At 64.4% G+C, this 12,714-nt stretch carries 13 protein-coding genes; 8 read left to right on the top strand and 5 right to left on the bottom strand.

Annotated elements, in window-relative coordinates:
- Positions 1-40: 40 nt before the first annotated feature.
- The 4 genes from rarD to ACB033_RS18115 form a co-directional block, all read right to left on the bottom strand.
- Positions 41-943, bottom strand: a complete 903-nt coding sequence (rarD, locus tag ACB033_RS18130; protein ID WP_017766217.1) for an EamA family transporter RarD — start codon at positions 941-943, stop codon at positions 41-43.
- Between the two features lie 125 nt (positions 944-1,068).
- The gene (locus ACB033_RS18125; RefSeq protein WP_005307716.1) at positions 1,069-1,242 is read right to left on the bottom strand and encodes a hypothetical protein; all 174 of its coding nucleotides are present in this window, start codon (positions 1,240-1,242) and stop codon (positions 1,069-1,071) included.
- 125 nt (positions 1,243-1,367) lie between these two features.
- Positions 1,368-2,864 carry an aldehyde dehydrogenase gene (locus ACB033_RS18120; protein ID WP_139726263.1) on the bottom strand — a complete coding sequence of 499 codons (1,497 nt, stop codon included), beginning with the start codon at positions 2,862-2,864 and terminating at the stop codon, positions 1,368-1,370.
- A 260-nt stretch (positions 2,865-3,124) separates the two neighbouring features.
- Positions 3,125-3,667: a cupin domain-containing protein gene (locus ACB033_RS18115; protein ID WP_005307724.1), complete on the bottom strand. Its 543-nt coding sequence runs from the start codon at positions 3,665-3,667 to the stop codon at positions 3,125-3,127.
- A gap of 185 nt (positions 3,668-3,852) precedes the next feature.
- Between ACB033_RS18115 and ACB033_RS18110 the strand changes: the two genes are divergently transcribed.
- The 6 genes from ACB033_RS18110 to ACB033_RS18085 all read left to right on the top strand — a co-directional run bounded on the left by ACB033_RS18110 (position 3,853) and on the right by ACB033_RS18085 (position 10,440).
- Positions 3,853-5,184, top strand: a complete 1,332-nt coding sequence (locus tag ACB033_RS18110) for an aspartate aminotransferase family protein (protein ID WP_139726262.1) — start codon at positions 3,853-3,855, stop codon at positions 5,182-5,184.
- Positions 5,185-5,281: 97 nt separating this feature from the next.
- Positions 5,282-6,778, top strand: a complete 1,497-nt coding sequence (locus tag ACB033_RS18105; protein WP_139726261.1) for a CoA-acylating methylmalonate-semialdehyde dehydrogenase — start codon at positions 5,282-5,284, stop codon at positions 6,776-6,778.
- 84 nt (positions 6,779-6,862) lie between these two features.
- Positions 6,863-7,618: a glutamine amidotransferase gene (locus ACB033_RS18100; protein WP_139726260.1), complete on the top strand. Its 756-nt coding sequence runs from the start codon at positions 6,863-6,865 to the stop codon at positions 7,616-7,618.
- Complete coding sequence (ald, locus tag ACB033_RS18095) at positions 7,615-8,730, top strand: alanine dehydrogenase (protein WP_139726259.1); 1,116 nt, start codon at positions 7,615-7,617, stop codon at positions 8,728-8,730. Before ACB033_RS18100 ends, ald begins: the two co-directional genes overlap by 4 nt.
- A 119-nt stretch (positions 8,731-8,849) precedes the next feature.
- The gene (locus tag ACB033_RS18090) at positions 8,850-9,689 is read left to right on the top strand and encodes a PfkB family carbohydrate kinase (protein ID WP_005307736.1); all 840 of its coding nucleotides are present in this window, start codon (positions 8,850-8,852) and stop codon (positions 9,687-9,689) included.
- Between the two features lie 298 nt (positions 9,690-9,987).
- Positions 9,988-10,440 carry an Rrf2 family transcriptional regulator gene (locus ACB033_RS18085; protein WP_005307739.1) on the top strand — a complete coding sequence of 151 codons (453 nt, stop codon included), beginning with the start codon at positions 9,988-9,990 and terminating at the stop codon, positions 10,438-10,440.
- 60 nt (positions 10,441-10,500) lie between these two features.
- Here ACB033_RS18085 and ACB033_RS18080 read toward each other — a convergent pair whose 3' ends face one another.
- Positions 10,501-11,013: a ferredoxin-type protein NapF gene (locus tag ACB033_RS18080; protein WP_005307741.1), complete on the bottom strand. Its 513-nt coding sequence runs from the start codon at positions 11,011-11,013 to the stop codon at positions 10,501-10,503.
- A gap of 138 nt (positions 11,014-11,151) precedes the next feature.
- Between ACB033_RS18080 and ACB033_RS18075 the strand changes: the two genes are divergently transcribed.
- Together ACB033_RS18075 and rmuC are read left to right on the top strand one after the other, a co-directional pair.
- Entirely contained in the window at positions 11,152-11,367 is a 216-nt protein-coding gene (locus tag ACB033_RS18075; protein ID WP_005307744.1) for a hypothetical protein, read from the top strand.
- A complete protein-coding gene (rmuC, locus tag ACB033_RS18070; RefSeq protein WP_139726258.1) occupies positions 11,364-12,704 on the top strand; it encodes a DNA recombination protein RmuC in 1,341 nt (446 codons plus the stop codon). The genes ACB033_RS18075 and rmuC overlap by 4 nt, the downstream gene beginning before the upstream one ends.
- The last annotated feature ends 10 nt before the right edge of the window (positions 12,705-12,714 follow it).

Raw genomic sequence — 12,714 nt, 5'->3', positions numbered from 1 at the left:
CATGGGCTTGTAGATTATTGCAGCGCCGAGCGGCGTCCCGTCAAGCCTGCTCCGCAGCCTGCCGGCGCTTGCCACTGCGCAGCCCGTCCAGACTGAACAGCACCAGCGCGCTCCAGATGAAGGCGAAGGTGATCATCTTGTCCAGCGCCAGCGCTTCGCCATAGAGGGTGACCGCCAGGATGAACATCAGGCTCGGCCCTATGTACTGGAAGAAACCCAGGGTGGAGAGCTTGAGCCGGGTGGCGGCGGCGGTGAAGCAGAGCAGCGGCGCCGTGGTGACGGCACCGGCGGCGATCAGCAGCAGGTTGAGGTGCCAGTCATTCTGGGTGAGATGGCTGGTGGGGCTGTCGGCGATGCCCCACAGATAGATGGCGGCCGGCGGCAGCATGATCAGGGTCTCGATCAAGAGGCCGGTCAGCGCGTCGAGGGCCAGCTTCTTGCGAATCAGACCATAGATGGCGAAGCTCGATGCCAGCACCAGTGCGATCCACGGCAGGGAGCCGAAGGCGATGATCTGGATGGCGACACCGATCGCCGCCAGTCCCACCGCCCACCACTGCAGCCGGCGCAGCTTCTCGCTCAGGAACAGCATGCCTAGCAGCACGTTGAACAGCGGGTTGATGTAGTAGCCGAGGCTGGCATCCAGCATGTGGCCGTTGTTGATGGCCCAGATGAACAGCAGCCAGTTGCCGCCGACCGTGATGGAGGTGAAGGCCAGGGTGAGCAGCACCTTCGGCTGGCGCAGTACCGCCTGCACCTTGTGCCACTGGCGGCCGAGCAGGGTCAGCACCAGCAGCAGGGCGCACGACCAGATCATGCGATGGGTCAGGATCTCGGCGGCCGGCACGGCGGCGATGGTCTTGAAGTAGATGGGCGCCAGGCCCCAAAGTGTATAGGCGCACAAGGCGTAGATGACGCCCTGGCGCTGAACGTGTTGCTGCATGCGGATAACCTTCACTGGAGAGGCGGATGCTGGAACGCATCGCAAAAAATCAGTGTAGCGATCCTTTTGCGGGGAAAGAAGCGAATAAATGGTGATCAGCGGATTTTAACGGCGTACTGCCCGGCTCAGCGGCCTCCGCCGCGGCGGATCTTGTCCACGTCCAGCAGCAGCCACAGCATGAGTGCGATGGCGGAGATCCACGGACCCCAGGTCACGTAGGCCTCACCGTGTCCCAGTATGTAGAACAGCAGCGGCAGTCCTATTACCAGAAACAGTACACTTCCCAGAAAAAATAACATTTTTATCTTTATATTTAAGGGCTTGTCTATTTGATGATTATATCGATTGAGGCCGGCGATGAAAGGGTAAAAATGAAAAAGGGGGATTTCTCCCCCTTTTCGATAAATGAGCGTCATTTCTGATGCTATTCGAGCTGGATCCAGGTGCTTTTCAGCTCGGTGTACTTCTCCAGCGCATGCAGCGACTTGTCACGACCGTTGCCGGACTGCTTGAAACCGCCGAACGGCATGGTCATGTCGCCGCCATCCCAGTTGTTGACGAACACGGTGCCGGCGCGCAGGGCGCGGGAGCCCTTGACCGCCTTGTTGAGATCCGCCGTCCAGATCGCGGCCGCCAGGCCGTAGTCGGTGTCGTTGCCGAGCGCAATGGCCTCTTCCAGGGTGTCGAAGCCGGTCACCGCCAGCACGGGGCCGAAGATCTCTTCGCGGAAGATGCGCATCTCTGGGGTCACCTCGTCGAAGATGGTGGGCTCGATATAGAAGCCGCCGCTCTCGGTATTGGTGCGTTTGCCCCCCAGCAGCAGCTTGGCGCCCTGCTGCTGGCCGATGGCGATGTAGTTGAGCACCTGCTCCATCTGGATGTGATCCACCATGGCGCCGATGCGGGTGGTGGGGTCGAGCGGGTTGGCCGAGATCCACTCGCGGGCATGGGCCAGCAGCCGCTCCATGAACTGCGGCTTGATGCTGTTTTGCACCAGCAGGCGGGAGGCGGCGGTGCACACCTCGCCCTGGTTGTAGAAGATGGCACCGGCCGCGCTGCGGGCGGCGGCGTCCAGGTCAGGCGCATCCGCCAGTATGATGTTGGGGCTCTTGCCGCCGCACTCCATGAAGGCGCGCTTGAGGTTCGACTTGCCGGAGCACTGCACCAGATGCTTGCCGACCTTGGTGGAGCCGGTGAAGGTGATGCAGTCGACGTCCATGTGCATGGCCAGCGCCTCGCCGACCGTGTGGCCGAAGCCGGGCAGCACGTTGAACACGCCGTCGGGGATGCCGGCCTCTTTGGCCAGACCCGCAATGCGCAAAGCGGTGAGCGGGGATTTCTCGGAGGGTTTGAGGATAACCGAGTTGCCGGTGGCGAGCGCCGGGCCCAGCTTCCAGCAGGCCATCACCAGCGGGAAGTTCCAGGGGACGATGGCGGCCACGACGCCGAGCGGCTCGCGGGTCACCAGCGCCAGGGCGGACTCCTCGACTGGCGCGACCTGATCGTAGATCTTGTCGATGGCCTCGGCGTTCCAGGCGATGCAGTTGGCGGCGGCGGGGGCGTCATAACCCATGGCGTCACCGATGGGCTTGCCCATGTCGAGCGACTCCAGCAGCGCCAGCTCCACCTTGTTGAGCCGCATCAGTTCGGCGAAGCGCTTCAGGATCTGCTTGCGCTGCTTGGGCGACAGACCGCTCCAGCGTTTGTCGTCAAAGGCGGCGCGGGCGGCCTGCACCGCCAGTTCGGCATCGGCGGCGTCGCAGGCGGCAACCTTGGTCAGCAGCTTGCCGTTGGCCGGGTTGATGCAGTCGAAGGTGGCGCCGTTGATGGCGTCCCGGTAGCTGCCGTCGATGAAGGCTTGCGAGGGCAGGGTCAGGTGGGAGGCCTTGTGTTGCCACTGGGCCAGGGTCAGGTCACTCATGTTCACTCCTTGAACCGGCAAAAAGTCAGTTTCCGCGTATCAATATGCTAAACATCCTGCCGCTTGTAAATCCATCTTGTAACAATTCGTTAAACACCTTGCCGGTTTGGTCTCATCCGGAATCCGTCCCATTGAGGGTATCCGGCAGGGCAAACCGCACCGCAAGAGTGGCCATCGACGCCTGCCGAACCGCAGGCCGGTGATAAGGGGCTGGTCGCTGTGCTGGGTCCGCCGAGGGGCGGGATCTCCCCTCTCATGGCTTAGAAGCTGGCGGGGGTGTTGGCCGAGATCAGCACGCATTCGTGCTCATCCACATTGCGAAAACGGTGCGGGGTGCGGCTGTCGAAGTAGTAGCCGTCCCCCGGCGCCAGCAGGTAGACCTGCTCGCCGACGGTGACCTCCACCTGGCCCTGGATGACGATGCCGCACTCTTCGCCTTCGTGGCTCAGCATGTCATCGCCGGTGTCGGCGCCCGGTGGCAGTATCTCCTGCATCATGCCGATGGCGCGGTTGGCGCGGCTGTGGCCCACCAGGCGGTAGCTGATGGGGTGGGTGCCGAGATCCGGCATGTCGGCGGCGCGGAAGATCACCTCGGAGTCCATCTCCGTCTCATCGGTGAAGAAGGTGGCCAGCGACATGGGGATCCCTTCCAGCACCTTGCGCAGGGAGGCGACCGAGGGGCTCACCTGATTTTTCTCGATCTGGGAGATAAAGCCGTTGGTCACACCGGAGCGTTTGGCCAGCTCGCGCTGGGAGAGGGCGGCTTTGGTGCGAACCGCCTTGAGGCGGTGACCGATATCCATCGATAGACACTCCTTGACTGTTTACTATTATTAAATTTGTGTTAAATATCTTATACCACCCCGCTCAGAGCAGCTAGCCGGGTGACACCATATGGGGCAAGTTTGAGCCCTTTTTTAAGATTTCAGGTGTTTAATTTAATAGGCATTGGCCGATAGTTACTAAACACCTTAAGGATGAGGTGACCATGAAACCGATCAGCGACATCAATACGCCCTCCGACATGTCCGCCTTCTGGATGCCGTTTACCGCCAACCAGCAGTTCAAGGCGGCGCCGCGCATCCTGAAGTCGGCCGAGGGAATGTATTATCACTCAGAGGATGGCCGCAAGATACTGGATGGCACCGCCGGGCTCTGGTGTTGCAACGCGGGTCATGGTCGGCACGAGATTGCCGAGGCGGTCTCCCAGCAGATTTCTCACCTCGATTTTGCCCCGACGTTCCAGATGGGGCACCCCCTGCCGTTCGAGCTGGCCAACCGGCTGGTGGAGATCGCCCCCAAGGGGCTTGGCCACGTCTTCTATACCAACTCAGGTTCGGAATCGGTGGATACCGCGCTCAAGATTGCGCTGGCCTGGCAGCGGGCGCGCGGTCAGGGTACCCGTACCCGGCTCATCGGCCGTGAGCGCGGCTACCACGGGGTCGGTTTTGGCGGCATCTCGGTGGGGGGCATTCCCGGCAACCGCAAGTGGTTCGGCTCCCTGCTGGGCGGGGTGGATCATTTGCCACACACCCTCAACATCACCAAGAATGCCTTCACCAAGGGGCTGCCGGAGGAAGATCTCAGCCTGGCTGACGAGCTGGAGAAGATCGTCTTCCTGCACGATGCCAGCAACATAGCGGCGGTGATCGTCGAGCCCATCGCCGGCAGTACCGGCGTGCTGATGCCGCCCAAGGGCTACCTCAAGCGCCTGCGGGAGATCTGTACCAAACACGGCATCCTGCTGATCTTCGACGAGGTGATCACCGGCTTCGGTCGCCTCGGCTCCCCCTTCGCTGCCCAGGAGTTCGACGTCATCCCCGACATGATCACCTGTGCCAAGGGGCTCACCAATGGGGCCATCCCCATGGGCGCCGTGCTGGTACAGAACTACATCTATGACGACATGATGGCGGCCGGCAAGGGGGCCATCGAGCTGTTCCACGGCTACACCTATTCCGGCCATCCGGTGGCGGCCGCCGCGGGCCTCGCGACCCTCGAAATCTATCGCAACGAGAACCTGCTGAGCCGCGCCGCCGATCTGGCGGGCTACTGGGAGGAGGCGGCCCATTCGCTAAAGGGCTGCAAGCACGTGAAGGATGTGCGCAACTACGGGCTGGTGGCGGGCATCGAGCTCGAGTCCATGCCGGATGCACCGGGCAAGCGCGCCTACGAGGTGTTCGTGCGCTGCTTCGAGAAGGGGGCGCTGATCCGGGTCACCGGCGACATCATCGCCCTGTCGCCGCCTCTCATCATAGAGCGCAGCCAGATCGACGATCTCTTCACCCTGCTGCAGGACGCCCTGCAGGCCCAGGACTGACTTTTAACCGGTTGATGGCGCCCGCCGCGGCGCCACTTGCCCGTGCCTGCTCCCCGGGCGGCGCGGGCAGGCACGCATAACCCATCACGGAGGATTTATGACATACAGGGTCAGCAACTTCATCGACGGCGAGACGACCGAGAGCCGCAGCGAGCGCTTCGGGGCCATCTTCAACCCGGCCACCGGCCAGCAGCAGGGCCAGGTGGTGCTCAGCACCGCCGCCGAGTGCCAGGATGCCATCGCCAGCGCCGAGCGCGCCCTGGTCGACTGGGCGCAGACCCCGCCGCTGGTGCGGGCCCGGGTGCTGTTTCGCTTCAAGGAGCTGATGGAGCAGCACAGGGACGATCTGGCGCGGCTGATCAGCCGCGAGCACGGCAAGGTGTTCTCTGACGCCCAGGGCGAGCTGACCCGCGGTCTCGAGGTGGTGGAGTTCGCCTGCGGCATTCCTCATCTGCTCAAGGGGGAACACTCTCTCAACGTGGGCCGCGGGGTCGACAGCCACTCCATGATGCAGCCGGTGGGCGTCTGCGCCGGCATCACCCCGTTCAACTTCCCGGCCATGGTGCCGCTGTGGATGTTCCCGGTGGCCATCGCCTGCGGCAACACCTTCATCCTCAAGCCCTCCGAGAAGGATCCCTCCCTCTCCCTGCGCATGGCCGAGCTGCTCAAGCAGGCCGGCCTGCCGGACGGGGTGCTCAACGTGGTCAACGGCGACAAGGAGGTGGTAGACGCGCTGCTGACCGACCCGCGGGTCGGCGCCGTGTCGTTCGTCGGCTCCACCCCCATCGCCCAGTACATCTATGCCACCGCCTCGGCCCACGGCAAGCGGGTACAGGCGCTGGGCGGGGCCAAGAACCACATGGTGGTGATGCCGGATGCGGATCTCGAGCTGGCGGTCTCCGCCCTGATGGGGGCGGCCTACGGCGCCGCCGGCGAACGCTGCATGGCCATTTCGGTGGCCGTGGTGGTGGGAGATGAGACGGCCGATGCGCTGGTGGCCAGGCTGTCGCCGCTGGTGGCGGCGCTGCGGGTGGGCCCGGGGCTGGGCCAGAGCCCGGAGAACGAGATGGGGCCCCTCATCAGCCGCGAGCACCTGGCCAAGGTGCGTGGCTATGTGGATCAGGGGGTGGCCGAGGGGGCCGAACTGGTGGTGGACGGCCGGGGCCTGAGCCAGGGCGAGGGTTACTTTATCGGCGGCAGCCTGTTCGACCGGGTGAGCCCGGAGATGCGCATCTACCGGGAGGAGATCTTCGGCCCTGTGCTGGCCATCGTGCGGGCGCCGGACTACGAGACGGCGCTCAAGCTCATCAACGAGCACGAGTACGGCAACGGCACCGCCATCTTCACCTGCGACGGCGACACAGCGCGGGACTTCACCGCTCGCGTGCAGGTCGGTATGGTAGGGGTGAACGTTCCCATCCCGGTGCCCATGGCGTTTCACAGCTTTGGCGGCTGGAAGCGGTCCATCTTCGGGCCGCTCAACATGCACGGGCCGGATGGGGTGCGCTTCTATACCCGGATGAAGACGGTGACTGCCCGCTGGCCCCAGAGCCTGCGGGCGGGCGCGGAGTTCTCCATGCCGACCATGAAGTAATCAACCATGCAGCAGCTAGCCCGGACATGGCCCGGTGGCAGGAATCCACCTTCGTTCGCCGCTATCACTGTGAAGGAGTAACAGATGCGACTGGGAATTCTCGATTGTGACCGGCTGGACCCCGATTTGGCGGGGGACTTCGGCCCCGTTTACTCCGAGATGTTTATCAAGGGCTTCCGGGCACTGGCCCCCGGGCTGGAATTTCGGGTCTGGTCGGCGCTCGATGGCGAGCTGCCGGCCGATCTGCACGAGTGCGATGCCTGGCTCATCACCGGCTCGCGCCACGATGCCTACAGCGACATTCCCTGGATCCAGGCGCTGCGCGACTGGATCCGGCGCGCCCACGATGCCGACGTCAAGCTGGCCGGGGTCTGCTTCGGCCATCAGGTGATCGCCCAGGCGCTGGGGGGCGAGGTGGTGAAGTCCACCAAGGGCTGGGGGCTGGGGGTGTCGGTCCATCCCATGCTGGCCAGGCAACCCTGGATGGAACCTGAGCTCGAGACCATCCGGATCCTGGCCAGTCACCAGGATCAGGTGGAGCAGTTGCCACCGGGGGCCACCCGGCTGGCGGGCAATGATTTTTGTCCCAATTTCATGTTTTTGCAGGGTGACCACATAGTGGCCATCCAGGGACATCCGGAATTCTCGGTGGCGTACAACCGGGCGCTGATCGAGCGGCGGCGGGACTTCCTGTCCGATGACCGCTATCAGCGCAGCCTCTCCTCGTTGGAGGGAGAGGTGGATTCGGCCACCATGATGCAGTGGTTGTTGCAATTTTTGGGCATCCTGCCCGGCGCCGACACGGCCGCCGGCGGGATCACAGCAGGAGAGCGAGCATGATTATTGGCGTACCCAAGGAAATCAAAAACCATGAATACCGGGTCGGCATGACTCCCGCCGGAGTGCAGGAGCTGACGGCCCGGGGACACAAGGTGCTGGTGCAGCAGCAGGGAGGCGAGGCGATCGGGCTGTCCGACGCCGAGTACCAGGCAGCCGGTGCCGAACTGGTGGCCAGCGCGGCGGAGATCTTCGCCCGGGCCGAGATGATAGTAAAGGTGAAGGAGCCCCAGCCGGAGGAGTGCGAACTGCTCAGGTCGGGTCAGCTGCTGTTCACCTATCTGCACCTGGCGCCGGATCCGGTGCAGACCCAGCTGCTGGTGCACTCGGGGGCGGTGGCCATCGCCTACGAGACGGTGACCGACGATCGCGGCGGCCTGCCGCTGCTGGCGCCCATGTCCGAGGTGGCGGGGCGGATGGCGATCCAGGCCGGCGCCCACAGCCTGGAGAAGGCGCAGGGGGGCAACGGCACCCTGCTGGGCGGGGTGCCGGCGGTGGCACCCGCCAAGGTGGTGGTGCTGGGGGGCGGGGTGGTCGGCGTCAACTCGGCGCGCATGGCGCTGGGACTGGGGGCCGACGTCACCATCCTGGATCGCTCCCTGCCGCGACTGCGGGAGCTGGACAGCCTGTACGGCCCGGCCCTCAAGACCCTCTACTCCACCCGCACCAACATAGAGGCGTGCATCGCCCAGGCCGACCTGGTGATCGGTGCCGTGCTGATCCCGGGGGCGGCGGCGCCCAAGCTGCTGACCCGCGAGATGCTCAAACTGATGCGCAAGGGCTCGGTGCTGGTGGACGTGGCCATCGATCAGGGCGGTTGCTTCGAGACCTCCCACCCGACCACCCACGAGGAGCCCACCTACGTGGTGGACGGCATCATCCACTACTGCGTGGCCAACATGCCGGGCGGGGTGGCGCGCACCTCCACCTTCGCGCTGACCAACGCCACCCTGCCGTTCGTGCTGGCGCTGGCGGACAAGGGCTATGCCCGGGCGTTGCAGGAGGATCGCCACCTGCGGGCCGGTCTGAACGTGTTCAAGGGCAAGATCACCCAGGCGGCGGTGGCGCAGGCGCTCGGCTACGAGTACGTCAGCGCCGAGGCGGTTCTGGACTGACGCAGCCGTCACGGGCCCGCCCGGCAAACGTCGAGCGGGCTCACAAACCCCGCGATTTCAGGGAGGGCCGCTGTGGCCCTTTCTCATATACTGGGCTCCCCTGTCAGTGAGGTCTCTTCATGTCCCGCATTCTGCTGCTCGCCAATCTCAACTGTGATCACGTGCTCTCCCTCTCCGAACCCCTGGTGGCCGGTGCCCGCCTGCAATACGTGGATCAGGGCCGCCGGCTCGGCGGTGGCGCCGCCAACACCGGCATCGGGCTGGTGTGGGCTGGCCACGAGGTGACCATTGCGTCGCGCATCGGGCTGGACGAAACCGGCGACTGGCTGCTGGAGCAGGCGGCGGGCTACGGCCTGGACTGCAGCCATGTGGAGCGCTTCGGCGGCGAGACCGGCGAGCTGCTGATCCTGGTGGACTCCACTGGCGAGCGTACCATCCTCCGGCGGCCACGGCGTCCGGATCTGCCGGGGGATCTGCCGAGCGAGGGGGTGGACTGCCTCTACGTGAACTATCCCGGCACCGCCATCATCGGTTACATGCGCCAGATGCTCGGCAAGAGCTTCGTAGTGGCCCAGTATCCCAAGGGCGGCCAGGCGCGTCGCCCCTGCCACGTGCTGGTGGCCTCCCGCTCCGATCTCGGCGAGGTGGACGACCTCTGGCAGCACGCCCGCCAGATCGCCGGCGAGCAGCTGGCCTGGCTGGTACTGACCGAAGGCAAGGCGGGGGCGGTGGCCATTCATGGCGAGGAGCAGATCCGGGTGGCGGCGCGGCCGGTGTCGGTGGTGGATACCACGGGGGCGGGGGATGCCTTCGCCGGCGGCCTGATCCACGGACTGGCGCGGGGTATGGCGATCCGGGAGGCGCTGCAGTGCGCGGTGGACTGGGGCGCCTTCGCAGTCGCCTCCGAGAGCTCCATCCCCTCCAGCGCTCTGAAGAACTGGCTCAAGCAGCCCCATTGAATCGGCAAAAACGGTTGCGAATGACACATGGCAGCATCGATGGGGGCGAGGGAGGAAACCGGCGAATTTCACCGTCAAAACCCGCCAAAACCTTGGGCTAACCCTGCAAGTTTGCGATCAATCAAAGAAAGTGTCGATTTATGTGCATCTTCATCGACACCCGCCTGAGCTGCTCTTAACCTTGACCTCCACGACTCAGATTAAGAGGCGGACACTGCGCGGGCGCAGGGGTTCCCCTACCTCTTAGCTTTAGGTCGTCGTCCTGATTTCTGGCTTGTAGTAAGAGGCAAGTGCGACCATGCAACTGACACGATTTACCGACTATGCCCTGCGTACCCTCACCTTTCTGGCCGTCCAGCCGGGAGATCGCCTGTCGACCATCACAGAGGTGGCCGATACCTTTGGCATCTCCCGCAACCACGTGGTCAAGATTGTCCACCAGCTCGGCATCAAGGGGTACATAGAGACGGTGCGTGGCAAGCATGGCGGCATCCGGCTCGGTCGCTCCGCCGTCTCCATCAACCTGCGCGACGTGGTGATGGACATGGAGCACGTGCTCTGCCCGGTGGACTGCAAGCGTGAAAACTGCCGCCTCTCCGGTGGCTGCCGCATCCAGGGCATTTTGCGTCGCGCCATGAACGCCTTCCTCGAGGTGCTGGGCGAATACACCCTGGCCGATGCGGTGCGCGACCCGACCCGGCTCTGCCACCTGCTCGGCATCGAACAGGATTCCATCCTGGCCATGGCATAAGCCAGGCAAGCACGACAAAGGGGCCCACGGGCCCCTTTGTCGTTTGCGCCGGACGCGGGATCAGGGTTGGGGGATCAGGGTGATGGCGCCGTGCAGGCAGGCGAGGCCGCAGGCGCCGCAACCGTCGCAGGCCGCCATGTTGATGCTGACGCCGTCGGCGCAGGCCTTGATCGCCTGCTGGGGGCAGGCATCTTCACAGAGCAGGCAGTAGAAGCCCTGGCGGGCCTGACAGCTTGCCTCGATCCGCACCCGGGTCTGCACCTGACGGCCAAGTTGCAGGTCGAGGGCGCCGGTCGGACAGGCTCTGGCGCAGCTGCCGCAGTAGCTGCACTGGCCGCAAGCGAGATCGAGCAGCGGCGTGCCGGCGATGGGGGTGCCATCGTATTCGGGCTGGGTGGCCGGCTTGAGCAGGCCGTTGGGACAGGCCTTGAAGCATTCGCCGCAGCGGGAGCAGAGGGAGAGGAACTGGGACTCTTCGATGGCCCAGGGGGGACGGGCTTCATGGCAAACCACCTCGGGTTTGCGGGAGCCTCCCAATGCCTGCGTCAGCCAGCGACAGAAAAAATGCGTCATGCCCACCCCTGATACCTATTAGGGGTTAATTTTATCCAAGTTTCCCTTTGCAAGCCAGAGAATAGCGCCGGCCAGGATCGCAAGCCGGGTTGCCCTTGTGTAAGCTAGGCGGGTCTTTTTGCAGGATTGAATGAACTCATGTGGTTATTTCTGTGGCGTGCTTCTCTGCTCTATGTCTTCCCCTTGCTGATGTGGGGCTACTGCCGCATCAAGGGGATCGAATTCGTCGAGCTCGACACCGGGGTTAACAGCCACAAGTGGGTGGTGCTGGCCGCCTACCTGCTCTACGTGCTGATCTGGCTGCTGCTCAACCGCTATCTCGAGCTGTTCCTGCGCCAACGGGGTCGCAAATGATCGAGCCCGGGCTCTGGGCCCTGCTGCTGCCGGGTGCGCTGCTGGCTATCGGCATTGGCTGGGGGATCGGGCGGCGCAGCGGCACGGCGCAAGCCCGGGAATTGCTGCTGAGCCAGGAGCGCCTGCAGGCGCTGCAGGAGCGTTATGACGAGCTGCAGGATGAGCGATTGCTGGGCCAGCAGAAGCTGGATCAGCAGCAGACCCTGCTGATCAAGCTCACCGCCCGTCTCAAGGATGCCGAGGCCACCCTGCGCAGCGAGCGGCTGGCCGCCGCCGAGAAGCTGCAACTGCAACAGGAGGCTGAACAGCGCCTCAGCCAGCAGTTCGAGAACCTCGCCAACCGGATCTTCGAGCAAAACTCGGGCAACTTCCGCGAGTTGAACCAGAACAGCCTGGATCTGCTGCTCACCCCGCTGAAAGAGCAGCTGGAAGGCTTTCGCCGCCAGGTGGGGGAGACCCACGCCCAGGAGACGGCCCAGCGCCACAGCCTCAAGTTCGAATTGGAGCGCCTCGCCGAGCTCAACGCCCGCATGACCGAGGAGGCGGCGGCGCTGACTCGCGCCCTCAAGGGCGACAGCAAGCAGCAGGGCAACTGGGGCGAGGTGGTGCTGGCGCGCATCCTGAGCGAATGCGGTCTGCGCGAGGGTCACGAGTACCACACCCAGGTCAACATCGAGGTGGACAAGGGCAAGCGCTATCAGCCCGACGTCATCGTCCACCTGCCTCAGGACAAAGACATCATCATCGATGCCAAGGTGTCGCTGACCGCCTACGAGCGCTGGTACAACGCCGCTGACGAGCTGGAGAAGGCGGTAGCGCTGAAAGAGCACGTCGCCTCGGTGCGCAACCACATCCGCGAGCTGGGCCGCAAGGATTACCAGCAGCTGCCCGGGGTGCGCACCCTCGACTACGTGCTGATGTTCGTGGCGGTGGAGCCTGCCTTCCTCACCGCGGTAGAGGCCGACCCCTCGCTGGTGCGCTACGGTCTCGACAACAATATCCTGCTGGTGAGCCCCACCAACCTGATGGTGGCGCTGCGCACCATAGAGAATCTGTGGCGCTACGAGCGGCAGAACCAGAATGCCCGCCAGATCGCCGAGCGGGCCGGCCGCCTCTACGAGAAGCTGCGCCTGTTCGTGGAGGAGATGCAGCAACTGGGGGGCAGCCTGCACAAGGCACAGGAGAGCTACGACAAGGCGATGGGGCGGCTGGTGAACGGGCGCGGCAACCTGATCGCCCAGGTGGAGCGCTTTCGCGAGCTGGGGGTGGAGGTGACCAAGACCCTGCCCGAGCCGCTGGTCAACCGGGCGCTGGAGCGGGAAGACCCGGCCGAGTGAGACGGAGCCT

It is taken from the genome of Aeromonas sp. S15(2024), assembly GCF_041402265.1.
GTDB classification, from domain to species: domain Bacteria; phylum Pseudomonadota; class Gammaproteobacteria; order Enterobacterales; family Aeromonadaceae; genus Aeromonas; species Aeromonas dhakensis.
Note: the sequence above shows the minus strand (reverse complement) of the source record. Positions and strands in the feature narration are given on the sequence as shown.